The following is a 26,268-nucleotide window of genomic DNA, read 5'->3' on the forward strand; positions in this document are numbered from 1 at the left end:
TTACAGGTTATCTGTTACGAATTACAAGATTCTGTTTAGCTTTTAGGTGATTTGTTACGAATTACAATATTCTTAGGCATAAAGCTATAGGTTCATGTACTTCGTAACAATACAAACTAAGAGCTATTTAGTGAATGTAATTCGTAACAAATCCTCATTGAATATATGAACATAACACTAATGATGGCCATCACGGCTGATGGAAAAATCGCCAAAGACGAATCGCATTTGGCTGACTGGACGTCCGTCGAAGACAAAAAACTTTTCGTTGAAAAAACCAAAGAGGCCGGCGTAATTATCATGGGCCGAAAAACTTTTGAAACCATTGGCAAACCTCTGCCGGGCAGATTGAATTTGGTCATTACTTCTCAAGCCAAGGAAAAACAAGGCCAAGCCATTCCCGGCTCACTGGAATTCACGGATCTATCGCCCAAAGAAATAATCGAAGAATTGAAAAACAAAGGATTTAAAAATGCGATTCTCGGCGGCGGCGCGGCGATCAATTCCCTTTTCCTTGAACAAAACCTGATTGATGAAATAATGTTGACGGTCGAGCCGAAAATTTTCGGTAGCGGACTGAATCTATTCAACAACGTAAAAACCGATTTGAATTTGCGGCTTTTGGAAATAAAAAAAATAAACGAAAACGCGGTGAATTTGCATTATCAAGTCATAAAATAATAACAATATGCTGCTCGACAAAAAAACATTGCTCGATTTGCTCAAAGAAAACAAAATTACCTTCGAACCGAACCTCGATGGTTTTCAGATTCAACCCAATTCAATCGATCTTCGGCTCGGCCATTCGTTTTACATTCCGGTTTCTTGGAAATTAAATGAACAAGGCCGGGTGGCCATGTCAGCCGATTACCTTGATTACCACGCGCCGCAGGATAAACTGCAATTGATCAAATTAAAACCCGGACAATATTTCGAAATTTTACCGCATGAATTCATCATGATTTCCACTTTGGAAAAAATCAGTTTGAATAACGACAATATCGTGGGCAACCTGCAGCCTCGAAGCACGGCCCTAAGACGCGGTTTGCAAATCACGGGCGGCGCGGTCGATGTTCATTACAGCGGACATTTGATCATTCCCATGGTCAATAACACCAACCACATTTTAAGGCTTTATCCGGGCGAGCGCATTTGCCAATTGCAGTTTTTCGAATTAAAGTCGCCGCTCAGCGTCGAAGAAGCCAAAAAGCACGGTCTGCAAGACGCCAAATACAATGAAGCCACTCCTTACGGTCTGGAAGCCAAGTCCGACAGCCAGGAAGAAATCGACTTGATCAAGGCGGGCAAAATCGACGAGCTGAAAAGCAAATATCAAAATCTATGAGCGATTCAATAGTTTATCCTTATCTGCCCGAAGGCAAGAAAATCCTTTATGTTCCCGAGAACAATATTTTTATTCGCGCGGCTCAAGAAATTCGAGACAATGATTCCACTGACTTGATGAATCCCACCGGCGCCGTCATTGTCAAAAATGAAACCGTAATTTATCGCTCGGCGAATAAAGCCAAGCTTGAAAACCCGACTTTGCTTAAACTTCATTCAAAATACTGCGTGAGAAGAATTTTAAGAATTCCCAGCGGCAAAGGCTATTTTCTCTGCCCTGGCTGCGCCGACCACAAACAGCACGCGGAATTCCGCGCTGTATCGCAAGCGATTAAAGAAGGGCTGGACGTTCTCGACGCGGATCTATATTTGTATGGGCATTGGTGGTGTTGCGAGTCTTGCTGGAATAAAATGATTGAGCACGGCATTAAAGACGTATATCTTTTGGAAAACGCTCACGCGATTTTCGCCAGAAAATAATAATCAATATCATCTTATGAACAAAATAATTTTCGGTTTTGTCGGCGAAATCGCCAGCGGCAAAGGCACGGCTTGCGATTATTTGATCAATAAATACGCGGCCGGTTATCATCGCTACTCCACTATTTTAAGAGACATAACGGATCGTTTGTATTTGGAACAAAGCCGCGAAAACCTGCAGGACCTGTCAACCATTTTAAGAAACCGCTTCGGACAGGATTTGTTCGCTCAGGTCATGGCCAAAGAAGTCGAGGACGATCCGGCGGAAATAATCTGCGTGGACGGCATCAGGCGGCCCGATGACATTATTCATTTGAAACAATTGCCCGGGTTTATTCTGGTCAGTATCGTTGCGGACATGAAAACGCGCCATAAAAGAATCGTGGAACGCGCGGAAAACACGGATGACCAAATCAAAACATTTGAAGAATTCAAAAAAGACCATGAGAACGAAAATGAGAAAAGCATTCGCGTTGTCGCGCAAGACGCCAAAGAAAAAATAGACAACAACGGCTCTCATGACAAACTGTTCGAGCAAATCGACAGCTTGGTGGAAAAATATGAAGATAAAAATAAGCAGAATTGATAAAACCCTGCCATTGCCGAAATATCAAACGGCCGGTTCGGTCGCTTTTGATTTGTATTCTCGAATCGACAAGGAAATTCCCGCGCGATCAATCGACAAAGTGCCGAGCAATCTGATTATCGAAGTGCCGGCTGGATTTGCCTTAATCATTGCCAATCGATCAAGTCTGACCGCTAAAAAAGGCCTGACCATGTCAAACAACATCGGCATCATCGATCAAGATTTTTGCGGATCTGAAGATGAAATAAATTTAAGTCTTTATAACATTACAGACGAGCCGGTAAAAATCAAACGCGGCGAACGGCTCTGCCAAGCGCTCTTGGCGCCCGTTGAAAAAGTCGACTTCGAAGAAGTCGAAAAAATTTCCGACAAATCGCGAGGCGGCTTCGGATCTACAGGCGATTCATGAAACATTGTTACGAATTACAATATTCTATTTGGCTTTTAAACGGTTGTTAAAAAGTACATTCACTTATAGCTTTATTCCTAAAAATATTGTAATTCGTAACAGATAACCTAAAAGCTAAATAGAATATTGTAATTCGTAACAAATAACATAGAAGCTAAATGGAATCTTGTAATTCGTAACACCCCCTAATTTAATATTTAAAATTAAAAAAGAGCCAAGTCTGACCTGGCTCTTTTGGGCCTAACGTCGTTATCGCGACGGATCTCTAGCCGATCGCCGAAATCGGCTCGCGGTCGTCGCAGATGGCCTCGACCGCGCGGGAGATTGCCCACGCCCACAACGCGGCATAGGCAGGCAGGATAAGGTGCCGGAAACCCTGGCGATCGCGAATCGGCTGCGGCTCATCCAGATTGTGATTGACAGAAACCACCAACAGCGGGATCTCCTGCCTGATCGCCGCCTGGTGAATCTCCAAGACGAGCGGCGTGAGCATTCGATGCTCCCGCCCCCATTCCGCGAGGATGACGAGATCGACTCCCGGAGGCAAATTGATGCCTCCATTGTCGAGCTGAGCTCGCAGCTCCCGCTCGTCAATGTAGTCGAAATCTTCCTTCAGACACTCTCGACACCATGCTTGCGCGCTTCCGGCCGCGGCCCGATTGTATCCAATCACCAACACATTCGGCATTGTCCACCCCCCTCAGTCATCAATAGTTGCGGTGTTCACCCGTTTTCTCGGGCAATATTATATGTTTACTACGAAAAGATGATTTTGTCAATAACATGAACGGTTAACTAATTAAAGTAGTTAGAGTAGTTTAAACGATTAATGATTATTTATACCAATTCAATTTATAATAAACATAACACCAAGCCAAACTTATCAGCTGCTGTAATTTGTAACGTATTTGTAATTATTGGTAATAAATCAATAAAACCTAAATATAACTTATCTTTTTGAATGCAATTATTTGTAATTTATGATAAAATAAGCTAAACGCATATCTAACATAAAAATATGTCAGGAAAATTCATTGTCTTTGAAGGCGGAGAAGGCACGGGAAAAACCACGCAAATCAAACTTTTGGAAGAACAATTGAAAAACGCGGGCTATCAAACTCTTTTAACCAGAGAACCCGGCGGAACGGATTGTCCGATCGCGGAAAAAATCAGAACACTGCTTAAAGACCCGGCCAATAAAGAAATGATGCCTGAGACCGAATTATTTTTGTTTTGCGCGTCGCGCGCTCAGCATGTCAAACAAATCATCAGACCGAAAATGGATCAAGGAACGATCGTTATTTGCGACAGATTTCAAGGCTCCTCTTTCGCCTATCAGCATTTCGGCAGAGGCCTGTTCGATTTGAATAAAGTCAAAGAAATAAACGGCTTTGCCACGGGCGGCCTGAATCCCGATCTGACCATACTTTTGGACATTGACCCGAAAATCGGTTTGGCCAGAGTGGAAAACGGCCAAGATAGAAATAATTTAAAAGACGACCGCTTTGACGCGGAGAAAATCGAATTTCACGAAAAAGTCAGGCAAGGTTATTTGTCTTTGGCGAAAACCGAAGTCAATTGGGTAGTCATTGACGCGGATGATACGATTGAAAATATTCAGAATAAGATTTGGCAAGAGATTAAGAAAATTCTAATGGTATAAACAACAATATTTTGTCATTTCGACCCCTCGGCCATGCTCGGGGCAGGCTGGAGAGAGCGAAGTGAACGGAATGGAGAAATCTTATTAAAGCCGCCGCTTATGCTTCCACTGCTATTTTGTGGATTCCCGCTTTCGCGGGAATGACAATCGTCGCGGCGGATCCTCATTCGTAATTATTTGTAATATGTAATTATTCGTAATATGAAATATACTCCAATAATCGGCCTCGAATTTCACATTCAGCTGAATACTCGCAGCAAAATGTTTTGCGATTGCGATAATTTGAACGAAGATGATTTGCCGAACACGGCCATCTGCCCGATCTGTCTGGGCCAGCCGGGAGCCTTGCCGACTTTGAACAAAAAAGCGATTGAATCCGCGGTCAAACTCGGTTTGGCGCTGAATTGCGAAATAGCTTCATTCACCAAATTCGATCGCAAAAATTATTTTTACCCTGATCTGCCCAAAGGTTATCAAATCTCGCAATTTGATTTGCCGATTTGCTCGGAAGGAAATTTTATAATCAATGCGGGCGCCAAAGACGGCCTGGCCGGCAGACTGGACAAAGAAGAAGAATTGAAAAGAATCAGAATCGTGCGCGCGCACATGGAAGAAGACACGGCAAAAATGATTCATTCGAAGGAAGAGTCAAAATCGCTTTTGGATTTCAATCGCAGCGGTTCGCCTTTGCTGGAAATAGTCACCTATCCGGATTTTCGAAATCCGAGCGAAGCCAAGACCTTTGGCCAAGAATTGCAACTGCTGGTGCGGGAACTGGGAATTTCAGACGCTGACATGGAAAAAGGGCATCTTCGCTGCGACGCCAATATTTCGCTATTGCCTGAAAACGACACGGAATTAAATCCCAAAACCGAAATCAAAAACATCAATTCGTTCAAATCGCTGGAAAAGGCGCTGGAATTTGAAATCAACAGACAGACCTTGCTTTGGGAAAAAGGCGAAGCGCCCAAAGAGCAAGCGACTCGCGGCTGGAACGATAAAATTCAAGAGACGGTGGAGCAACGCTCCAAAGAAGGCGCGAAAGATTACCGCTATTTTCCGGAGCCGGATATTCCTCCGCTGACCATTGGCAAAGAATACGTGGCGGAAATAAAAGCGCTCTTGCCCGAATTGCCGCAAGCCAAGCGCCGACGATTCATGGAAGAATACGGCTTTCCCGGCGAAGCCGCTAAAATTTTAACTTCAAACAAACAAATCGATGACTTTACCGAGCGAGCGATTTCAGAGCTGAGCGAATGGGTGTCCACTCTCGAAGAGGTCGAAGGGTCAAAAGAAGAAATCTGGGAAAATTCGAAAAAGAAATTGATTAAAACTTTAAGCGACCGGCTAATCAACGGACTTTTGCCGATATTGGAAAAAGAAAATATTGATTTGTCCGAAAGCAAAATCAATCCTGAAAACTTCGCTGAATTGATTACCATGATTTTTGAAAGAAAAGTAAACAGCGCGGCCGCCGATAAAATATTGGAAGCCATGGTAAAAACCGGCATTGGCCCGTCGCAGGCCGTTGTGGAATTGAATTTGGAACAAGTGTCCGATGACGAAACCATTGAAGCCGTGGTTGATTCGGTGATCAAACAATGTCCGGATCAAGTGGCCGAATACAAATCAGGCAAGGAGCCGATAATAAAATATTTATTGGGCCAAGTCATGAAACAATCCGGCGGCAAGGTTGAGCCGAAAAAGGCGGAAGAAATTTTAAAAAACAAATTGAAATAAACGCGCGGCAACGGACGAATGTCCGTCGTAGAGACGCGCCGCGGCGCGTCTCTACACGGCGGCGAAATCGCCGCCGGCCGCGCGTTTTTATTTTTTAAAATAGAAGAACGCCGTCTGGATTGACCAAACGGCGCTCAAGAACTGCAGGAGGCGCCCACTCCCCTAGTACGGGTAGCAGGCGCCATCGTTGTCGCAGTACGTGCCGGTCGGACAGTCGTTGTCCGATCCGCAGGTGGCAGGCCGAGGCTCGGGCGCGCTCTGGTAACAGAGCCCGTCCGAGGAGCAGAAGGTTCCGACCGGACAGTCGCTGGCCGACTGGCAGCCGGTCCGCGTGAGCGGGACACAGCTACCATCCGCGGCGCAGAAGTTGCCGACCGGGCAGTCGTAGTCCGAGATGCAACCGGCCTGCATCGCATAGCAGGCACCGTCAGCACCGCAGTAGAAACCGATATGACAGTCGGCATCCACGCGGCAGCCTCCGACCGGACCGTCTTCGACCACGACCGCGACTTGCGAGACGCTGCAATAGCCGTCCCAGTCGCAGAACATGTCGGACCGGCAGTCCCAGTCGCTGGCACAGGGGTACAACCACTCACAGTAGTTGACCCCCGGGACAGCCATCGGCTGACAGTACATGTTGAACGGACAATCATCGTCCGTCCAACAACCACCGTCTGTCGCGACCGCCTCGTCCACGTAGCCGGGCTCGCCGATGCAGGTGTTTCCCACATCGGTGCCGGTGCAGACCGTCCCGTACGGACAGTCGTAGTCGCTGTAGCACTGATCGTCGATCGGCTCGTGGTAGCCGACCGAGCCGAAGCAGCCGTTGAAGAAAGCGCACAGGACGCACAACGCCGCAAACATCATGCTTTTCATGATCTCTCCCCTTTTCTTTTCCCGCCTTGGCGGGATTTTGAAGTTCTTGCAATTCCAGTAAATCATTATATTATATCATATTTAATCAAAAAAGTCAATGATTGTAGTCTTTTTTTATCTAATTTTGGATAAAAAAAGCGAAATGCAAACATTCCGCAAACAAATAGAAATGGATAATGTATTATCAGCTTAAAAACGCGTTAATAAGCGGTTTGGCGTCCTTTGGTCCATTGACCCATTTAATTGATTTATCGCGCAAAAACCAAGTATTTTGGCGCTTGGCGTAGTGTCTGGTGTTGATCTTAAGATCCTCTTTGGCTTTGGCCAGATCCGTTCTGCCTTGAATGAATTCGCAGACTTCCTGATAGCCGATGGTGTTCTTCATAATCGGCAAATCGCAAGTATAACCGCTCTTATTAAGCTCCTTTATTTCTTCGACCAAACCCTGCGCAAACATCTCATCCACTCGATGATTTATTTTTTCATACAATTCTTCCTTGTCGACTTTCACTCCCAAAGTCAAAAATTTATATTTTTTAGAAACACCGCGTTGCTGAAATTCGGAAAACTTCTTGCCCGAGCTCATGACCACTTCAAGCGCTCTGATCACTCGGCGCGGATTTTTCAAATCAATCAATTCCTCGGCTTCGGGGTCGAGCTTCAATAATTTTTCAACCAAATATTCAAGTCCTTTTTTTTCAAATTTTTTATTGAGCTTGTCTCTTAATTTTTGCGAGGACGCGGGCGCCAATGAAAATCCTTGCGTCAGCGCTGAAATATAAAGTCCGGTGCCGCCGACAATGATCGGCGTTTGATCCGGATTCTCGGCGATAATGCGATCAACTTCGGACAACCAATCGGCTACGGTAAAATCGTTTTTCGGATCGATTATGTCAACCAAATATTCGGCAATGCCGTTGACATAAAAGACGCCATCCTTCCATTCTCCTTGGTCTTTATTGGTGCCGATATTCATGTGTTTATAAATTTGGCGAGAATCCGCGGCAATCAAAAAACCGTCATGCTCTTTGGCGATTTGCAGAGCAAGACCAGATTTGCCCGAGCCTGTCGGACCGCAGATGATAATTATCTTTCTTTTCTTCATAAAATTCTAAATTCTAATACCTAAATCCGAAACAAATTCCAATTTCCAAAATCCCAAATTCTAATATTGACGATTCGAACCAAACAAGCCCGTGGGGGTCTGGGGGAAAATGCTGAGCCGTGGCGAGATCATTAACATTTAATCGACGCTTTGCGAATCATTTTCCCCCAGCGCTTTTTGCCCACTTTTTGGCGCCAAAAAGTGGGTCGGCGATGCCCCAAATGGGCAAGCCGAAACCAAGCCTTTCTTAAACAACCCCTCCTATCAAAATCCACTCCTTCGCCTCTTTGACTTTAACATCAATGATTTTTCCCAGCAAATCTTTGTCGCTTTCAATTCTGACTCTTTTCATTTCCAAACTATTACCTTCCCAAATATTTTCAGCCACTTTCTTATCAATCAAAACCGAAACGGTTTTGCCCAAATATTTCTGATTGTTTTCCAAGGAATATTTCACGTTCAATTTTTGCAATTCTTCCCAGCGCGATTTTTTTTCTTCGCGGGAAACATCATCGGGCAATTTAGCGGCGGCCGTGCCCGGTCGCGGAGAAAACCGCGCGAGATAGGCTATATCAAATTTCACCTTGTCATATAAATCAATCGTATCCTGAAAATCTTTTTGCGTTTCACCCGAAAAACCGACGATGATATCAGTGGCCAGCGCGATATCCGGCTTTACCTGCCTGACTTTTTCAATAATTTTCAAATAATCTTCAACGGTGTATTTTCTATTCATGCTTTTTAAAATTTCATTCGAACCGGATTGAACCGCCAGATGCAAAAAATTCATTTGCTTTGGCAAAGTCAAAGCGTTAATCAAATCATCGGACATGTCTTTGGGATGGCTGGCCGTAAAATTGATTCTCTTCAAACCGTCGAGCTTGTTTAATTCCCACAACAATTTGGCGAAATTATTTTCATAAGGATTTTCAACGGAAAAGGAATCCAAATCCTCCGGCTTGTATGAATTCACGTTTTGGCCGAGCAAAGTGATTTCTTGACCGCCGCTCGCAATGAAACTTTTTATTTGCGAAATCAAATCTTTAACCCGCGCGCTTTCTTCCCTGCCTCGAGTCAGCGGCACCACGCAGTAAGAACAAAAATTATCGCAGCCGGTCATAATCGGGATAAACGCCTGAAAAGAAGATTCATATTTAGGCGCGACTTTCAAATAATCTTTGGGTAAAGTTTCCTTTTCAAATAAAAACTTTTCCAGCTGCCATAAATTTTTAATATTGAAAATAAAATCGAACTTGTTTTCGAATTTTTTTCTGTCCGATTCGGCCACGCAACCCGTTAAAATAGTCATGGCTCCTTTTTTTCTGTTTTCCTGCCATAGACGCGCTTTGCCGAAAACCCTGTCCACGCCTTTTTGCCTGACCGAGCAGGAGACAATCAATAAAATGTCGGCTTTATTTTCATCTTCAATCTCAACATAGCCTGATTTTCGCAAAACCGCGGCAATTCTCTCAGCGTCCGATTTATTCATCTGACAACCGAAAACGACAATTTTATAAGATTTATCCATAAAGCATTGACAAATAAATAAAACATGTTAAGATAACAAACCTATTGCAAGGAGGAGTCACCATGACCGAACCCCGGATCCCTGCGATCATTAGAGCTTGGCTCCGGGCCAATCCGGCCATGGCTGAGCTCATCGATGAGTACGTAGCAAAAAGGCGCATCAGTGAAATCGGCAAAGCGCTCCTGCTCGAACATTTGGTTCCGCTGATCCAAGCAAAGCCTTTTAACAACACTGAATGCTCGCTGTCATTTCGACAGTATACGGCAGAACAAGCGAACTTTCAAGAGCTTATCGGACAATTGCCGGCCGAGAGGCAAGGATTGATCTTTACCATAGGGGTCAGATTCACGGCGGATGTTCGCGAAAAGATTAAAGACGAAAACGAACGCCGCTGGCTGAAAGCCTTATTTTCCGGCCTGGCCATGGCGGCGTCGCCGATCGAAACATAAAAGAGAGCTCATAAACTCTCTTTTTCAAATACTTTATTTTATGCGGCCAGTCTGACAGTCATGCCCACTTCGGTCAAATCATCAATTTTTGTATCAGCTTCTCCATCCTCTTTCTTTCTATCCTCAGCTTCTTTGAATTCTCTTGAAAGCTGGCTATTGATTACTTTAAAATCAACCGAATTTTTTATGCTTTGCTCCAATTCTTTTCGCGTTCTATTATCAGACAAACCATCGGAAGCTGCAAAAACCATGTCTCCGTCTTCGAGCGTTATCCAGGCCAAATCCAAATCTTCTTTTTTATAATTTTTATTGCCAACGCCTCTATCAACCATGCTTCTCATTTTTTTATAAACATCCACCAAATCTTCCGAATCTACATTTTTAAATTCTCCGGCCACGCGAGATGCGTCCTCAACCGTTTCGCACGCTGACAATTTTTTAATCGCTTTGCTCATCGTCTCAGCTCCGATTTGATCGAATTTGGCGCCCAGCACTCCTCTGCCCAAAGCAATGGCATAATTGGACAATTTATTCGGGTCATCGGTTTCAGCCACCACCTTCAACGCGTTATGATCTCGGCTGACTTGCTCCAGCCGGCCATCTTTTCTTCTCACGTAAATGGGACTGTCGCCCAGCCAGCCGGCGCAGGCCATAAGCTTGCCCGGAGCGGATTCAACGACTTTCACGAACGAAACCGTAGTTGACGAACCCGGCGCGTTCTTTAGCACCAAATCATTAATGCCCTCTTTTTTATTTTCACTAACTTTGTCTCCGCTAAAAATTTTTCTCAAATTAGCTTCATATTTTTTGCGATCGCCGTCGAATTCAGCCAAAAGCAATTCCTTATACAAGGCTTCGGACGCGATCCTGCTGGCGAGCTCCCCTTTTTGTCTGCCTCCCATACCATCACACACTCCAAGCAATCCGGCCTCCGGATCAAAAAAGGCCGTGTCTTGATTAAACATATGTTTATCGTCGGGGGCTTTTTCTTTGGTAAAGCCGAAACATGACGCTTCAAATGTCCCGTTGCCTTCAACATTAATAATTCCGGACTTTTCCACAAATTTATTTTCCGGCAAGGCCGGGTAAGCGTATTGTTCGTTCAATTTTCTGTTGGCGTCCATTCTGACCTGTTTTTCTATTTCTTCTTGCGGCAGAGGCGGCATCTCCACGGCTTCGACCATCTCAGGCTCTATTTCTTCATAAATGTCTTCGTCTCCCAAAGCGATCTCCTCTTCGGCCAAATCGCCGACTTTCGGCGACTTTGGCATTTGCGGGATCGGCAAATGAGGTTTGTTGATGCCCGGCATTTCAAAAGTCATATTTTTTCAATTAATAATCAATGTTCAAATTATATCAAAAAGCGACTTATTCGACAATTTCTCAACTTTCAAAAATCCAAAAAGAGTGCTAAACTGAATTTTAGAATACCAACAATATGCTAGCCTCAATTCACCAAATTTTCGAAAATTTCAAAGCCAGCCCGGCCAGAAAAAACAAGCTGATAATCATTTGCTCGATTATCGGACTTTTGATCAATCTGGGCATCTGGGCTCTTTTGTTATTTAAATTTCGACCTATCGCTCTGGCCAATCCGGAAAAATTATCCTTGCCGCTTCATTACAATATTTATTGGGGCATTGATCTTTACGGACAATGGTATCAGAGTTTGTACGTTCCGGCCTTGGGCTTGGGAATTTTAATAGTCAATTTCATTTTGGCCATTTATTTTTACAGCAAAAAAATCATGGTCAGTTATTTTTTCTCTTTCGCCACTTTGCTGACTCAATCATTCCTGGCCATCGCGACACTATTAACAATTTTAATAAATATCTAATATGGAAACAGCTCTCGTTTTTAAAATCGCTTTACTTGCCACTTTGGCTTTCGTCTTCGCCATTGCCTGGACGCCGGCGCTGACTCATTTTTTGTATAAATACAAATTGGGCAAGCAAATCAGGGACAGCAAAGAAACGCCAATTTTCTCAAAACTACACAAAGAAAAAGCGGGCACGCCGACCATGGGCGGCATTATCATTTGGTTGTCCGTTTTAATCATCGCGGTTGTCTTTTTCTTATTGGCGGCGTTCACCAACATTGAAATCTTCCAAAAATTAAACTTTTTAACCAGAGCGCAAACTCTTTTACCTCTCGGCGTCTTGATCATCAGCGCGCTCATCGGATTGGTCGACGATTATTTGGGCGTTCGAAAAATCGGGCCGCACGGCGGCGGCCTGAGCATGGGCATGCGGCTCGGTGTTTATTTCATTATCGCCTTGATCGGCGCGTTTTGGTTTTATTTCAAACTGGACTGGGATGTTTTTCACGTGCCTTTTATCGGCAATTTCAATATCGGCTGGTGGTATATACCGGTTTTCATCTTCGTCATCGTGGCCACTTCTTTTTCCATCAATGAAACCGACGGCCTCGACGGCTTGGCCGGCGGAACATTGGTCACCGCCTTCGCGGCTTTCGGCGCCATCGCTTTCACTCAGGGCAAATTCGAGCTGGCCACTTTTTGCGGAGTAATAGTGGGCGCGCTTTTGGCTTTTTTATGGTTCAATATCAATCCGGCCAGATTTTTCATGGGCGATACCGGAGCCATGGCGCTAGGCGTCACTTTGGGCGTAGTGGCCATGCTGACCAATACCGCGCTGTTGCTTTTAATCATCTGTCTGATTCCCGTTTTGGAATCCTTATCGGTCATCATTCAATTAACTTCTAAAAAGATCCGCAAGAAAAAAGTCTTTCTCTCCGCTCCCATTCACCATCACTTTCAAGCGCTGGGCTGGTCCGAACCGAAAATCGTCATGCGCTTCTGGTTGATCTCCGGAGTGGCCGCGGTCATCGGAGTAATCATATCGTTGATGGATCAGGGGTGGTATTGATCATGGATCACATAACACGTAGCAATGAAACAATGGAGCAATTTTTTCTCCAACCCCAATTTCTAGTTTCCAGTTTCTATTTTCCCATTCCGCATTACTTTTTACTCATTACTTAACTTATGGAATTCCCGAATTTTAAAGGCAAAAAAGTCACGGTCATGGGCCTCGGCTTATTGGGGCGCGGCTTGCTTGATACCAAATTTTTCGTAAAACATGGCGCCATTGTCACGGTTACGGATTTGAAAACGGAAGAAGAATTGGCCTCGTCATTGAAAGAATTAGCCGGTCTGCCCATCAAATACACGCTGGGCAAACACGTCGATGAGGATTTTACGAGCGCGGATTTGATTTTAAGAAACGCGGACGTGCCGGCAAACTCGCCTTTTTTGAAAGTCGCAATAGACGCGGGCGTCGAAATAGAAATGGATGAATCGCTATTCGCCAAATATTGCCCCTGCCCGATTATCGGCATTACCGGCACTCGAGGAAAAACAACCACCGCGACTTTGATCGCCGAGATTTTAAAATTAACGGGAAAAAAAGTTTTTCTGGCCGGAAACATCATGGGCAAAGCGACTTTGCCGCTAATCGATGAGGCGACGGAAGATGATCTGGTCGTTTTGGAATTATCGAGCTGGCAGCTGCAAGGTTTCGGCGCGGACAAAATCAGCCCGCAAATCGCCATGGTCACCAATATTTATCCGGATCATCTCAATCGCTACGCAAACATGGCAGAATACATTGAAGACAAAAAAAATATTTACAAATACCAGCGCCAAACCGACTGCTTGATTTTGAACGCCAAAAACGAAGAGACGAAAAAAATGGCCGATGAGACCCAAGCGCAAATCATTTGGTTTGACGATGAATCAGTGCGGCCGGACTGGGATTTGAAACTGCTCGGAGTTCACAACAAAGAAAACGTGGGCGCGGCTTTGAAAGTCGCGGAAATTTTCGAACTCGACATAAAAAAAGTCCGCGAAGTTTGCGAAAATTTCAAAGGAGTGGAAAACAGATTGGAAAAAATCGCCAAAATAGACGGAGTCACCTTCGTCAATGACACCACCAGCACCACGCCCGTGGCCGGCCAAGCGGCTTTGAAGGCCTACCAAGATTTTCCGATCATTCTGATTGCGGGCGGCGCGGATAAAAAACTGGATTTATCGGATCTGGCCAAAGACATCGCGGAAAACGTCAAAGCTTGCTTTCTTTTGGAAGGAACGGCCACGGCCGAACTTAAAAAACAAATTGAGGCATTTGGCGGAGACGATGTCGCCGGAATTTACGACAACATGGATAAAGCGGTGGCCGACGCGTTTGAATCAAGCGAGGTCGGCGACGTTATCTTGCTTTCTCCGAGTCTGGCCAGCTTCGGCCTGTTTAAAAACGAATTCGATCGCGGCGATAAATTCCGCCAAGCCGTGAATAAACTAAAAAGTTTGGAAGCCGGCAGAGGCGAACAACAAATAGAAACTCAATTCGGCGAAGTATCGCCTAAACTGGAAGACGCTGAGGAAAAAAACTTGGACCAAATAAGATAAAATGATAAAAAAACAAAAAACATCTTATCATCGACCGGATTATATTCTGATCGGTTTGTTCGGGGCGATTTTATTGTTCGGCCTGATTATTTTAACATCCGCCAGCTCAGCGGCCGGTTTTGAAAAATTCAATGACAGCTATCATTTCATCAAACAACAGCTGTTTCACGGATTTTTGCCCGGCATTGTTTTATTGATTTTGCTCTCATTGATAAATTATCAGCGCTGGAAAAAATCCATCGGTCCGTTATTTATCGTTTCTTTAATACTGCTGCTCAGCGTTTTTCTGCCCGGAGTGGGAGTGGAATACGGCGGCGCCAAAAGTTGGATCGATCTGGGAGGATTTTCATTTCAACCTTCGGAATTGGTCAAACTGACCTTTTTGATGTATTTGTCGATCTGGTTATCCAGAAGGAATAAAGATGATATCAAAAACTTTAAATCCGGATTTTTACCATTCATCTTCATCATCGGCATTATCTCCATTTTAATGGCTTTGCAGCCGGATATCGGCACATTGTTTGTGATCCTGGCGTCGGCGATCATTGTCTATTTCGCCTCCGGCGCCAAGATATCTCATTTGACCACCATCGCGGCCGCCGGCGCGGGCTTAATTTTATTACTGATCAAAATCTCGCCGTATCGCAGCGCCCGACTAATGACCTTCCTTCACCCGGAACTGGATCCGCAGGGCATCGGTTATCATATCAATCAAGCGTTTTTGGCCATCGGTTCGGGAGGACTTTTCGGCCGAGGATTCGGCCATTCTCGCCAGAAATTCCAATACCTGCCCGAAGTGACCGGCGATTCCATTTTCGCGATCGTTTGCGAAGAACTCGGCTATTTTTTCGCTCTTTTGCTGATCGGACTATTCATCGCGTTGTTTATAAGAATTTTAAAAATGGCTGACAAATGTTCGGATCCCTTCGGCCGTCTCTTGGCCATCGGCATCGGCAGTTGGTTCATCGTACAGGCGTTCGTCAATGTCGCGGCCATGGTCGGCCTGGCGCCTATGACCGGCGTTCCCCTGCCGCTCGTCAGTCACGGCGGCACGGCGTTGGCCATCAATATGGCGGCTTTTGGCATTTTGATCAATATTTCCAGGCAGACTAGAGCCTGAATCATGGAGCATAGATCACATATCATGAAACATGGAACATAAAACAAAAGAGCAGAGAGACAAAGAAACATGGAAACAAGGCCGCCGCTGTTGTCATCTCGACCGAAGTCGTCCGAAGCTTTCTTGTCCATAGTAGTTTTAGCGCGGACATAAGCGAAGGACGACGAAGCGGAGAGATCTTTTCCTAATTTTTCGAAATAGATTTCTCCATTCCCAGTTTCTATTTTCCAATTTCCGGTTTCCGGAAATAAAAAAGCCCGCCAATTCGGCGGATCTTTTTATCAAATTATTTAGGCGACATTTGCCTGAGTTTTTCAATAATACCCGGCAAAACTTTCAAAAATTGTCTGACTTCAACTTCCGTGTTGAACCGACCGAGCGTTATTCTCAAACTGCCGTGAGACCATTCCGGTTTTATGCCCATGGCCGTGAGAACATGCGAGGAGGACAATGACCCGGAAGAACAAGCCGAGCCCGTGGAGACGGCAATGCCTTCCATGTCGAGAAGCATCAAAATGCTCTCGCCTTCCGCGCCTTTGAAACTGATATTCAAATTATTCGGCAAACGATGTTCCAAACTGCCGTTTATTTTAGTGTCCTTTATTTTCAATATTTCTTCAGCCAGTTTGTCCTGCAAACTTTTCACTTTTTTTACGTTGGCCGCCCTGTTTTTTTCCGCCATCTCCATGGCTTTGGCCAAACCGACGTTGAGCGCCACGTTAATGGTGCCCGGTCTGAGGCCGCCTTCCTGATGGCCGCCAAAAGTGATCGGTGAAATTTTCGTGTTGTTTCTGATGAATAAAAGTCCCACGCCTTTGGGACCGAAAATTTTCTGCCCGGAAATCGTCAATAAATCGCACCCGAGGTAATTCACTTTGCAAGGCAAATAATTAAACGCTTGCGCCGCGTCCGTGTGCAAATAAATCGGCAAATCCTTGTCCGTTCTTTTTTCTCTGGCTTCGGCCACGATTTTGGCGATTTCTTCAATCGGCCACACAACGCCGATTTCATTATTGGCGTACATGATTGACACGAGCGCCGTATCCTTTTTTATTTTGGCTTTCAACTCATCCAATTTAATCATGCCTTCATGATCAACGCCGATAATATCAACTTCGCAACCTCTGTTTTTAAGTTCTTTGAATGTTTCCAAAACCGCCGGATGCTCAATGGCGCTGGTTATAAAATGAGGTTTTTTGTCTTTGAAACTTTCGTAAACGCCCAAAATAGCCAAGTTGTTGCTTTCGGTCGCGCCCGAAGTAAAAATGGCTTCCTTTGGCTGACATCCCAAAATATCGGCGATTTTTTCTCTAGCCTCGGTCAACGCGGCCTCGGCTTCCTGGCCGAAGGAATGAATCGAGGAAGGATTGCCGAATTTTTCGGTAAAAAACGGCAGCATGGCCTCGAGCACTTGCGGATCGACCTTGGTGGTCGCCGCGTTATCGAAATAAATTCTATTCATAAATTAAACGGTTACGTTAATAACCTCAGTCACCTCTTTGATTTTTGTTTTCAAATTTTTCTCAACCAATTTTTGCAAAGTCAATGTAGCCATGGGACAATGCGCGCAATGTCCGGCCAATCTGACTTTGACTTGGCCGTTTGAGGCGTCGGCCTCGACCAATTCAATATCGCCTCCATCGGCTTGAAGATGCGGTCTTATTTCGTTGATGACTTGTTCGACTTGTTCTTTAAATTCCATATTACGAATAATTAATTCTATTAGGATTAAGCTTGGTTTAGGTTTATCTGTTTGCTACGAATCGCTGCCGCTGATTAGCTTGACTTGACCTTGAAAGCTACGAATAATTAAATCTATTAGGATTAAGCTTGGTTTTTAATTTATGGTTTAGGCCCTATTACGAATAAACAAAAGAAGTTGTCATCTCGACCGCCTGCCTGCCGGCAGGCAGGAAGTCGTCCGAAGCTGAGGCGAAGGATGACGAAGTGGAGAGATCTCTTTTTGTAATCCTTAAAATCTCGCCTACTTGCCACTGACTCTATACTTGTCAATGCCATCTTTCAGCGCCTTGGTAGCCAGAATCGAACAATGATATTTGACCGGCGGCAAATCGCCGAGTGAATCGACAATGTCTTTGTCAGTCACTTTCAAGGCGTCTTCGAGCGTTTTTCCTTTAACCAAATCTGTCATAATAGAAGACGTGGCGATCGCGGCCGCGCAGCCCAAAGTCTCGAATTTTATGTCATCGATTTTATCGTCCTTTATTTTCAAATAAATTTTCATAATATCGCCGCAACGCATGTTCCCGGCCTCGCCAACCGCATCGGCATCGTCAATTGTGCCTTGATTATGCGGATTGGTGAAGTGCTCAAGTACTTTTTTTGAATACATATATTAAGTCGTTAAAATTTAAGGTATTAACAATATAACAAAAAAGGGCTTAAAAGTCAAAGATATGACCTTAAAAAATCAAAAGCTCTTCCGAAAAGATCCGGAAGAGCTGGCCCTTGAGATTTGACTCGAAGGGCTGTGTGTTCTAGTCGACGTCTGCCGCGGGGAATGCCCCGGACAAGAAGTTCTCGGACTCGGCCGCCTTGGCCAGGTCCTGCTCGATCAACTTCGCCCAGAGCTCGACGACCGTGAGCGGGAGCTCGAAGATGAACCGGTCGCCGCGCGCGACCATGATCTCCTCGAGCAGGCCGAGATCATCCGAATTGCCCAGCAATCCGACGGCTGTGACCGGGGTCGGGTCGCCGAAGACCGCCTTGATCTTCTCGCCGCGAATGAAGACGCCCGGAGCCACTTCGTAGCCGGGCCAGGTGTCCGTCGCCGCGGTCTGGTAGAACTGCTCGACGACCGCCCAGAAACCCTCTTCCTCGCGGAAGTACTGCTCAACCGTCTTGAAGAAACGGCTGAGCAATCCCGGCATGAAGCGCTGGAGCAGCTGCTCCTTCGAGCAGAGCGCCTCGGACGCGGCTCCGAGCATGTGCACGTCGAGGGGGAGCAAGTGCGCGAGCTCGGGGTACTTCTCGAACACCGGCCGGAACCCGGCCGCGAGTTCGGAAGCGCTCAAGCCGAACGCCTTGTCGCCGAGCGGACCGGACTGCCGCACTTCCGTTTCCTTGAGGAAGAAGCATGGCCCGTTCAGAACCTCGAAGATGGGGTGGCCGAGCCACTCCTCCCCTGCCTTCTCGTGCAGGTAGCCGGACAGCCGAGGCAGGCCGGCCTTGATGAAGTCGGTGATCGCCGCCTCCACGCGGGCGAAGAACGCCCGCGTGCCGCCGTCGTAATGCGCTAGCAGCTGCCGGCGCCGCCACGCCTTGCGCACGTCCACTGCATGCGTTCCGCGCTCCTGCGGATCCTGCTCGCTCGAGACCTCCAGCATGCGTAGGGGAGTAGCCGCCGCCTTCTTCTCCGCCTTGGCCGCGCTGGGCGGCACGTCGATCTGGAACACCTTCGGCTCTGACTTCGGCCGAGCCTCTGGAGGAACATCGGTCTGAAAGCCGTTGCCCGCCGGTGCCGCCGCCGAGTCGAGCCGGACAGTATTCGGTCCCGGCGTGAAATGCACCGCCGGATCCACGGTCGTGCCCGGCTCCGAAAAAGAAACGCCCTTGCCCTTCTTGTCCGTCATGGTCTTCCTCCTGGTTGACGATTGATTATTCTCACAGTGATTCTCGATGAAATCGAGATATTATAATAACAAATAACTCTTTTTTTGTCAATAATAAAAAAATGACCGAATTAAGCCACTTTTTTATCCTTTATAAACCTTTTACAATCATTATTTTCCGATCTCCCAATCGCATTTTACGCAGTTTTTCAGCGTCCGAGACGCTCGTTTCTTCATAAGGTCTGAAAACAACCCCATTTTCGGAATATTTCCTTGACATCTCTCAACTTTCTTATAAAATTACAACTAGGTGACCATTATTCATCTTCAGTGAAGGAGCGGTATCAATGCCACTAAAATCTTTCATTTTCTACGGTTCACTCAAGGACCCAAGACGACAAATTGATATTTTGGGAAGTGCTCCGGTCGAAGTGATGGAAGGCTTTATTCACGGAGATATATATGTCGTCACGGATACAACAGATCCGTTTGAGGTATTCGTATACCCCATTGTGATTCTCGGAGAGGAAAAACCATCTGTCCCAGCAATACTCGCCATGGTCGAGGTCTCCAACGACGGAGAATATAAAAAAATCATCGACAGTTTACTTAGGTTTGAAGGCGATCTCTTCCGAGTGTCAGAAGCTCCGTTCCACCGAATGGACGGATCTATTAGTTGCGGCATCGTTTTTGTTGCTATAGAAAACGCAATTATGGATCATAGGGTACACAAACCAGATCCTCAATACATCTATAAGTTAGGGACTGGATAAAGTGCGCCAAACAAAGACGCACTTTTATAATTGAAAAAAATCTTTAAGTATTGGGACAAATGAGTATTTTTTTACTCTATCAACTAATTCATGTTCTATATTTTTATTGTTACAATCTTTTATATAATGACTAATAAGATAAATAGCTTCTTTACTAGTTGTGTAAAGAAATCTTTCTGGAAAAAAATCAGGGTAACACAAATTATTAGGTAATACCGGGATACATCCGCATGCAACAGCCTTCATGACTGCATAACCAAAATTCTCTTGTTTTGAACAACTTAAAACAATACGTGATTGAGCAAGTGTTTGAATATGCTCAGTTGAAGATTGCTCCGCAATAAATATTATATTTTTATATCGTTGAAGCATTTTAAAATATTTATTTTTTCTCATAATATTCATGGGCTGCGGGAAAGTTACCACGAACCCAACAGCAGGCAACTTTGATACGATGCAACAAAATTGCTCAATACCTTTATCGTCATCGAGCCTATGTGGAAATATTACATCATATTTTATTTTATGTGATAAAAGACATTTCCTAAAAGCATCCATTCCCCATGGTGAAACCTTTATCTTTTTGCAAAAATCCTGAGGACACTCTTCAGCAAGAAACCTTGATGGCACATAAATCCTATCATAAATACTAGCCCAAGCGAATTCTGTTTTTTTTAACCACGGCCAAGAATATAAATCATTCGGCAAAAAAGAACCTCCATGCAACAATGCGCCCAATCGACAAATAATTCCTTGCTGAGTATAATAATATTTCAATAGATCAATGCCGGGATTAAAAAAATCCAAAAATAAAATTCGGTCAACTTTCCCTAATGCAATAAGTTTTTCAATGAGTTTAAATTGTCCAGTAATATAATCTGAGTCATCCAATATTCCTCCTTTAATGCAATTATCAAGTGGTTTAATATATCCAACCATCGTTGCCTTTATACCAATATGTTTAATGGATAATTTCAATCCACGCACAATATCTTCAAATGAAGTTCCTAAATAGTAAGGTGGGATAGCGATAATATTCTTCATAATATATTCTAAGAATACCTAAGAATATCCGCGGTATTAGCTAACACGTCTTTCGTCAAAATAATATCATGCTGTTGGACCTGCGACAATGGCACGTCCTCTCTATATTCTCCTTTTTCCTTTCTTAATTCATTCATTAATAATGTTGGAATAGTAGCCGCTGTCATCCTCACGTTGAGTTCTAAGACTGATATCTTCTGGGTCTCCGATTCAACCATGAAATCAACACCAAAAAAGCCTTCATATCCTTCAAGGAAAATATTTATTTTACTTAGCACATCACGTAACTGTCTTAAAATTATGTCATCTAAAAATTCCAATGGCAATATTTTAGATCCTACAAAATATTTATTTTCCGCGATAAGTTGTTCTGAAAATCCAAAAATAATGGTGTCTCCCGATTCTCTATATCGCACACATTGTATGCTATGAGGTATTCCTAACGCGAGAGCTTCCCAATACCATTCATCAGAAGTCTTTGAAAAAAGATTTCTAAAATTTAAATCACATTTTATTTCCGAGCTCAAAAACACCGTATACCCCCCGGATCCAAATCTTCTTTTAAGAAAACCTGGCTTATGAATGCACTCAAAATCATCCAACTCTTTCACATTATTAATTTTCTTCCATTCCGGAGTATAACTCTTTAATACATCCTTTTGAGATAATTTATCATTATATTTTTTAAATTCCGAATAATTGTAATTAATGGATAGTTTGTTTTCCTTAGCTAATGCATCTGCCTTAGGATGAGGTATTGATACCCAGAGAGAAGAAATTTCATTCTTAGTTATTATGTCATCTTTTACTCTCTCAAATACCGACACTCTTGGATCCATGGCTTTTCTTACCGGCAATATGTTATTACCATGATTATATTCAATACCTCCAAAATCATCATTTACTATCACATATTGCCCATCCAATATCCATGGTAAAAGATTTTCATACTTCCACATGGCCGGGATTTCGTATAACATAGATTCGCTGATAGCACGAAAATCTGACAGATAAAGCGTCCGTTTATTGCAAAGAAAAGGAATTTCTGATGGAATTAACTGTTTTGTTAGAATCATAAATAATGTATATAAAATTTTTTAAAGTTTATTTGTTTACCGAGCCAGTCTATATCAGGATCAATAGTCCTGAATATAAATAAATCAGAAGATGAACTATACTCCGACGAAGACCTATCAATTGCAAGACTGTCGAGAAAACGATCAGCTCTTTTTCTCTCACTGAAATGCATTGGTAATTTATACTGACTGAAATTCCTTCTTATTTCAATCAAATACACCCCTGCGCGAGAAAGGATCTGTTGCAATTTCAACAAATTTTTCCCTATCATCGTTTGATTTAAAATAACATAAAATTCTTTTACATTGTTATTCTTTACAAGCATCCTAAGGCCAGCAAAAATAAATGCCAAAGCACCATATATAGTATACGGCGGATCAGTAATAAATGTCTGAACTTCCGGGAAACCATCCGCCTTAATTATCTTCCTAATGTCAAATTTTATAACTTTAAATCGTGGAGAGGCCTTTTTAATAATTTTTGTTATATTATCGTCTTTTTCTATAATAACAGGGTAAGCCCAAAATTCATTAATAAATTCTAAACTTACCAAGTCATCATCTCCTATTATGCCAAACTTTAAATATTCAGTAAAAGGGTAGCGTTCTTTAAATAAATCAAAACGTCGTTTACGTGACGCAAAATCACAAGGGAATTGATTTAAATCACAATTTGGAACAAAAGATGGATTCTCTATTAATTCAAAAAAATCTTTTTTTGTAAAATGAAAATTGAATATTTTTTTCACCTTACCGTTCTTTTCAACCTTGACTATTTCATTCTTTATTCCCACATCAATAAGAACGCCTATATTGTCAAAATCCGCTGAACTATTCTTAATAAACTCATCAACATTATTACTGTTTTGTAAATTCCTCATTAAACAAGCAAAATCCATCTTTTCAATCATGTTATTTTTTCGCCAAGATGAAACTGTTTTCCTATCAGACAATTGTATATCTAAGGGTATCAGCCTGATATAATCCTCATATGCTTCTTCTATTCTAAAATCATAATGAATAGGCTTTAATTTTTCTAAAACCGTCCTCCTCTGCATTGGTTTTCCAGAAAATGTGTTTATCACGTGGAACGAAAAATATCCTCTTTCAATTAATGCTAAAAAGTATTCAACAAGATTGCTCTGTTGATTTATTCCTGCACGGTGAGACACATGAATCACTAAAAAATCATTCATAAGCATAAAACGATATCCTAATTCATATAATCTGAACATCAAAAAATCATCTTCAAATCCATAACCCGAATAATTCGGAAATCCTCCCAGTTTTTTAAAAATATCCTTTTTGCAGAATCCGAAATTAGCGATAAATGTTGACTGCTTAATATTTTGAAAAAATGGATCACGAAACAAAGCAGGAGGAAGTCCGGCATTATGTTTTAAAAACCCAATTTCTCCGTTCTCCATTTTATTAAGTATCTTTTTTGTATTTTTGGGAAACCATCCCTGCCTTGTCCACAATCGTTTTGCGCCGTATCCATAATCGAAATTCCTCGAAAGACAAAAAATTTTCTGAAAAGCGCTATTATCTAAAATTATTGTATCATCATCAACAAAAACAAGCAGATTGCTACTTGCCCTCTCAGCGCCGATATTCCTTGCTTTACCATAACCATATGATTGCTTGTTATTTATAAGCGAAAAGGCTATGGGCGTTGGCCTTCTTTTGTTCAATTCACGAACCGTGTCTCGTATTAATGGGATGTTATTTTTTTTATGGTGACTATTTTCAATTAAAATTACCTCAAAATATTTAAATTTTTGTGCAAAAATTGCAGTCAAACAATGAAGGATACAATTTCCTTTCGCTTTCCCTGGGTCACAGGAAAGGATAATACAAGAAAGTTTAATTATTTTTTTTCCCATACAGATCATAACAAGCACTTTCAATACAATCCACGTAAACTCATATAATAAAGAATAGCGAACTTTCATGAACTAATAGTGAAACTTTAGCACTCTCCCTTTTCTCAGCAAAAAGCATAGCTTAAATAGATTCGCTACTTTTAACTGACGAATTGTTTTTTTAGAACAAGTAACTAAGTCGATGTGTATGTAAGAATTTTCGGGCCAGACATGTACAGCAATATGGCTTTCCTCTAATATAAAAACGATTGAACTGCCTTGAGGATGAAATCCATGAACTGTTTTTTTTACAATATGCAAACCTAATAGAGAAACAAACATCTCTATTCTGGACATAAGTTCTCTTTTTTTAAAAATATTGGGATCATCGCCAAAACCTTCTAGCACCATATGACAAGTAATGTGTGTATGCTCGCCCCATTGTTTTTCCCAATTATCTACTGGACTAAAATTATATATTTGGATTGTCTTATTTGGACATGATATAGATTAAACAATTATCCATGATGATAACACTTCTCCCATATATCCCTCACACACTGAAACTGAAACAGTTTTAAAATTAAAATCAGCAGCGATCTTTTTCTTTATAAATATTGCTATATTCTCCGCCGTTGTAGGCTCGTTCCAGCCATGCTCGTTAAAAACATCATTAACGTGTCTGTGATCAAAAATTCCTATAATGTCTTTGATTTTTTTAAAATCTGCAATCATGCCATTCTTTAATTCGCCCGATTCAATTTCTACTTTCACAAGATAAGTATGCCCATGCAGTCGCGCACAATCCTTTGAAATCAAATTACTGCTGTCGGGCAGTGTGTGAGAAGCATGGAAAAAATCTGATACTACAAGCTTCATAAAAAATATAACTAATTTAAAAAAATTATTTTCTAAATTTTACTTATAAACCCTTTACAATCATCATTTTCCGATCGCCCAGCCTCATTTTTCTTGACTTTTCCGCGTCAGGCGTTTCCGTCTCTTCATAAGGCCGGAAAACAATGCCGTTTTCCGAATACAAATCATGAACGGCCGAGAGCAAATTATCGTATTTATATTTGAATTTCAATCCTTTTCTGGTGCCCGGATCATTGGTGATAAATTCGTTTCTGTCATATCCGCGAACGACCAACATGTGAAACAGCGGGCCCGGAGCGGTAAAATTGGGATTATCCAAGTCGCGGCCCGAAGCCGGCAAAATGATCAAATGTCCCTTGACCAATTCTTCCTTTATTCTTTGTTCCGAAACATCGCTTGATATTTCAACATCCAATTTAAAATATTCCTTGGCCATTCGAGCCACCTCAGCCACGTTGGTGTCGGTGTACAAGCCGAGATTGGTCGTTTCCCAAGCCACCAATTTTTTCAATTCCTCATCCATAATGGCGGCGTCCAGCGGCTGTTTGGCGAAATATTTGTATGCCGTGATCAAGCTGGCTTCTTCGCACGCTTCCTGATACGGCAATTCCCAATTGCCAAAAGGCGCTTGCGACGCGAACGCCACGTCCAAATCAAAAGTGGCGGGCAATGAAACCTCTTGCTCAGCCGGGGCATGCTCAAGCGTCGCGGGAGATTCTACCGTTGTTTCTGGCGTCGCTTCGGTTGTTAATGCCTCGTTTTCAAGATTGTTCGCAAGCAATGAAATTCGGCCGCAACCGGACAAAATTATCAATAAAAACGGAAAAAACGCGATTTTTGTTAATTTATTCATATATTAATATCGTATTTTAATAGAGCTGAATTGTCAATTTGTGAAACTTGACGAATTCTTTGAAATAAGTTAATATTATCAATATCTTAAACAATTAATCGCAAAATTTTAATTTTTAACTTAATATGGCACATAAAAAAGCGGCCGGCAGTACTCGGCTGGGACGAGATTCCGTCTCGAAAAGACTGGGCGTTAAATTATATGCCGGCGAATACGCCAAGGCCGGCAACATCCTGATTCGTCAAAGAGGTTCGAAATTTCGACCCGGCGAAAACGTGGACTCGGGCAAAGACGACACTTTGTTCGCCACAGCCAACGGGATTGTGAAGTTCACGGAGAAGAAACAAAGAAGATTCACGGGCGCGTTGAAGAAAACCAGATACGTGCATGTCGTGTCTGAAAAAGGCAAAAAATAACAAATTGAAAAAAATTCCGAAATCAAATCGGGATTTTTTTATTTGATAAAAAAAAACGGAG

At 43.1% G+C, this 26,268-nt stretch carries 29 protein-coding genes; 14 read left to right on the top strand and 15 right to left on the bottom strand.

Annotation, left to right across the window (positions count from 1 at the left end; genetic code table 11):
• Nucleotides 1-165 precede the first annotated feature (165 nt).
• From VMX18_01850 to dut, 5 genes are read left to right on the top strand one after another with little or no spacing between them, the layout of a single operon-like run.
• Nucleotides 166-681, top strand: coding sequence for a dihydrofolate reductase family protein (locus VMX18_01850; protein HUT22133.1), 516 nt, complete (start codon nt 166-168; stop codon nt 679-681).
• Between the two features lie 7 nt (nt 682-688).
• Nucleotides 689-1,345, top strand: a complete 657-nt coding sequence (dcd, locus tag VMX18_01855; protein HUT22134.1) for a dCTP deaminase — start codon at nt 689-691, stop codon at nt 1,343-1,345.
• Nucleotides 1,342-1,824, top strand: coding sequence for a deaminase (locus VMX18_01860; protein HUT22135.1), 483 nt, complete (start codon nt 1,342-1,344; stop codon nt 1,822-1,824). Before dcd ends, VMX18_01860 begins: the two co-directional genes overlap by 4 nt.
• 16 nt (nt 1,825-1,840) lie before the next feature.
• Nucleotides 1,841-2,410, top strand: coding sequence for an AAA family ATPase (locus VMX18_01865; protein HUT22136.1), 570 nt, complete (start codon nt 1,841-1,843; stop codon nt 2,408-2,410).
• Entirely contained in the window at nt 2,385-2,819 is a 435-nt protein-coding gene (dut, locus tag VMX18_01870; GenBank protein ID HUT22137.1) for a dUTP diphosphatase, read from the top strand. Before VMX18_01865 ends, dut begins: the two co-directional genes overlap by 26 nt.
• A gap of 265 nt (nt 2,820-3,084) precedes the next feature.
• Here dut and VMX18_01875 read toward each other — a convergent pair whose 3' ends face one another.
• Nucleotides 3,085-3,498 (bottom strand): hypothetical protein, encoded by a 414-nt coding sequence (locus VMX18_01875; GenBank protein ID HUT22138.1) that lies wholly within the window; start codon nt 3,496-3,498, stop codon nt 3,085-3,087.
• Between the two features lie 339 nt (nt 3,499-3,837).
• Between VMX18_01875 and tmk the strand changes: the two genes are divergently transcribed.
• Both tmk and gatB read left to right on the top strand, forming a co-directional pair.
• Nucleotides 3,838-4,482 carry a dTMP kinase gene (gene tmk, locus VMX18_01880; GenBank protein ID HUT22139.1) on the top strand — a complete coding sequence of 215 codons (645 nt, stop codon included), beginning with the start codon at nt 3,838-3,840 and terminating at the stop codon, nt 4,480-4,482.
• Between the two features lie 201 nt (nt 4,483-4,683).
• Complete coding sequence (gene gatB, locus VMX18_01885; GenBank protein HUT22140.1) at nt 4,684-6,222, top strand: Asp-tRNA(Asn)/Glu-tRNA(Gln) amidotransferase subunit GatB; 1,539 nt, start codon at nt 4,684-4,686, stop codon at nt 6,220-6,222.
• 162 nt (nt 6,223-6,384) lie between these two features.
• Here the strand turns inward: gatB and VMX18_01890 are convergent, their stop codons facing one another.
• The 3 genes from VMX18_01890 to miaB all read right to left on the bottom strand — a co-directional run bounded on the left by VMX18_01890 (nt 6,385) and on the right by miaB (nt 9,731).
• Entirely contained in the window at nt 6,385-7,164 is a 780-nt protein-coding gene (locus VMX18_01890) for a Dickkopf N-terminal cysteine-rich domain-containing protein (protein ID HUT22141.1), read from the bottom strand.
• A 118-nt stretch (nt 7,165-7,282) separates the two neighbouring features.
• Entirely contained in the window at nt 7,283-8,203 is a 921-nt protein-coding gene (miaA, locus tag VMX18_01895; GenBank protein HUT22142.1) for a tRNA (adenosine(37)-N6)-dimethylallyltransferase MiaA, read from the bottom strand.
• Nucleotides 8,204-8,450: 247 nt separating this feature from the next.
• A complete protein-coding gene (miaB, locus tag VMX18_01900; protein HUT22143.1) occupies nt 8,451-9,731 on the bottom strand; it encodes a tRNA (N6-isopentenyl adenosine(37)-C2)-methylthiotransferase MiaB in 1,281 nt (426 codons plus the stop codon).
• A 119-nt stretch (nt 9,732-9,850) separates the two neighbouring features.
• Here miaB and VMX18_01905 point away from each other — a divergent pair, with 119 nt between their 5' ends.
• Nucleotides 9,851-10,180 (top strand): hypothetical protein, encoded by a 330-nt coding sequence (locus VMX18_01905; GenBank protein ID HUT22144.1) that lies wholly within the window; start codon nt 9,851-9,853, stop codon nt 10,178-10,180.
• Nucleotides 10,181-10,218: 38 nt separating this feature from the next.
• Here the strand turns inward: VMX18_01905 and VMX18_01910 are convergent, their stop codons facing one another.
• Complete coding sequence (locus tag VMX18_01910) at nt 10,219-11,502, bottom strand: protein phosphatase 2C domain-containing protein (protein HUT22145.1); 1,284 nt, start codon at nt 11,500-11,502, stop codon at nt 10,219-10,221.
• A gap of 116 nt (nt 11,503-11,618) precedes the next feature.
• On the opposite strand from VMX18_01910, the gene VMX18_01915 reads away from it, so the two are divergent.
• From VMX18_01915 to ftsW, 4 genes are all read left to right on the top strand, one after another.
• Complete coding sequence (locus VMX18_01915; GenBank protein ID HUT22146.1) at nt 11,619-12,017, top strand: hypothetical protein; 399 nt, start codon at nt 11,619-11,621, stop codon at nt 12,015-12,017.
• A gap of 1 nt (nt 12,018) precedes the next feature.
• Entirely contained in the window at nt 12,019-13,068 is a 1,050-nt protein-coding gene (gene mraY, locus VMX18_01920; protein HUT22147.1) for a phospho-N-acetylmuramoyl-pentapeptide-transferase, read from the top strand.
• A 119-nt stretch (nt 13,069-13,187) separates the two neighbouring features.
• Nucleotides 13,188-14,609 (top strand): UDP-N-acetylmuramoyl-L-alanine--D-glutamate ligase, encoded by a 1,422-nt coding sequence (gene murD, locus VMX18_01925; protein HUT22148.1) that lies wholly within the window; start codon nt 13,188-13,190, stop codon nt 14,607-14,609.
• Nucleotide 14,610: 1 nt separating this feature from the next.
• Nucleotides 14,611-15,729 carry a putative lipid II flippase FtsW gene (ftsW, locus tag VMX18_01930; protein ID HUT22149.1) on the top strand — a complete coding sequence of 373 codons (1,119 nt, stop codon included), beginning with the start codon at nt 14,611-14,613 and terminating at the stop codon, nt 15,727-15,729.
• A 286-nt stretch (nt 15,730-16,015) separates the two neighbouring features.
• On the opposite strand, the gene VMX18_01935 is transcribed toward ftsW, so the two are convergent.
• The 4 genes from VMX18_01935 to VMX18_01950 form a co-directional block, all read right to left on the bottom strand.
• Nucleotides 16,016-17,191, bottom strand: coding sequence for a cysteine desulfurase family protein (locus VMX18_01935; GenBank protein ID HUT22150.1), 1,176 nt, complete (start codon nt 17,189-17,191; stop codon nt 16,016-16,018).
• A gap of 3 nt (nt 17,192-17,194) precedes the next feature.
• The gene (locus tag VMX18_01940; protein ID HUT22151.1) at nt 17,195-17,431 is read right to left on the bottom strand and encodes a NifU family protein; all 237 of its coding nucleotides are present in this window, start codon (nt 17,429-17,431) and stop codon (nt 17,195-17,197) included.
• A gap of 282 nt (nt 17,432-17,713) precedes the next feature.
• Nucleotides 17,714-18,082, bottom strand: coding sequence for an iron-sulfur cluster assembly scaffold protein (locus VMX18_01945; protein ID HUT22152.1), 369 nt, complete (start codon nt 18,080-18,082; stop codon nt 17,714-17,716).
• A 145-nt stretch (nt 18,083-18,227) separates the two neighbouring features.
• The gene (locus VMX18_01950) at nt 18,228-19,322 is read right to left on the bottom strand and encodes a hypothetical protein (GenBank protein ID HUT22153.1); all 1,095 of its coding nucleotides are present in this window, start codon (nt 19,320-19,322) and stop codon (nt 18,228-18,230) included.
• Between the two features lie 326 nt (nt 19,323-19,648).
• Between VMX18_01950 and VMX18_01955 the strand changes: the two genes are divergently transcribed.
• Nucleotides 19,649-20,074 (top strand): hypothetical protein, encoded by a 426-nt coding sequence (locus VMX18_01955; GenBank protein ID HUT22154.1) that lies wholly within the window; start codon nt 19,649-19,651, stop codon nt 20,072-20,074.
• 24 nt (nt 20,075-20,098) lie between these two features.
• Here VMX18_01955 and VMX18_01960 read toward each other — a convergent pair whose 3' ends face one another.
• From VMX18_01960 to VMX18_01985, 6 genes are all read right to left on the bottom strand, one after another.
• Nucleotides 20,099-21,118: a glycosyltransferase gene (locus VMX18_01960; protein HUT22155.1), complete on the bottom strand. Its 1,020-nt coding sequence runs from the start codon at nt 21,116-21,118 to the stop codon at nt 20,099-20,101.
• A gap of 8 nt (nt 21,119-21,126) precedes the next feature.
• On the bottom strand, nt 21,127-22,194 hold the full coding sequence (locus VMX18_01965; protein HUT22156.1) for an ATP-grasp domain-containing protein: 1,068 nt from the start codon (nt 22,192-22,194) through the stop codon (nt 21,127-21,129).
• Complete coding sequence (locus tag VMX18_01970) at nt 22,191-24,080, bottom strand: bis-aminopropyl spermidine synthase family protein (protein HUT22157.1); 1,890 nt, start codon at nt 24,078-24,080, stop codon at nt 22,191-22,193. The genes VMX18_01965 and VMX18_01970 overlap by 4 nt, the downstream gene beginning before the upstream one ends.
• Nucleotides 24,081-24,152: 72 nt before the next feature.
• Nucleotides 24,153-24,470, bottom strand: coding sequence for an S-adenosylmethionine decarboxylase (locus tag VMX18_01975; GenBank protein HUT22158.1), 318 nt, complete (start codon nt 24,468-24,470; stop codon nt 24,153-24,155).
• Nucleotides 24,471-24,569: 99 nt separating this feature from the next.
• Complete coding sequence (locus tag VMX18_01980; GenBank protein ID HUT22159.1) at nt 24,570-24,938, bottom strand: 6-carboxytetrahydropterin synthase; 369 nt, start codon at nt 24,936-24,938, stop codon at nt 24,570-24,572.
• A gap of 43 nt (nt 24,939-24,981) precedes the next feature.
• Nucleotides 24,982-25,791, bottom strand: a complete 810-nt coding sequence (locus tag VMX18_01985; GenBank protein HUT22160.1) for a C39 family peptidase — start codon at nt 25,789-25,791, stop codon at nt 24,982-24,984.
• 125 nt (nt 25,792-25,916) lie between these two features.
• Here VMX18_01985 and rpmA point away from each other — a divergent pair, with 125 nt between their 5' ends.
• Nucleotides 25,917-26,207, top strand: a complete 291-nt coding sequence (gene rpmA / locus VMX18_01990) for a 50S ribosomal protein L27 (protein ID HUT22161.1) — start codon at nt 25,917-25,919, stop codon at nt 26,205-26,207.
• Nucleotides 26,208-26,268 lie beyond the last annotated feature (61 nt).

This window comes from Candidatus Bipolaricaulota bacterium, assembly GCA_035528115.1.
In the GTDB taxonomy this organism is placed as follows: Bacteria; Patescibacteriota; Patescibacteriia; order UBA11705; family DATKZF01; genus DATKZF01.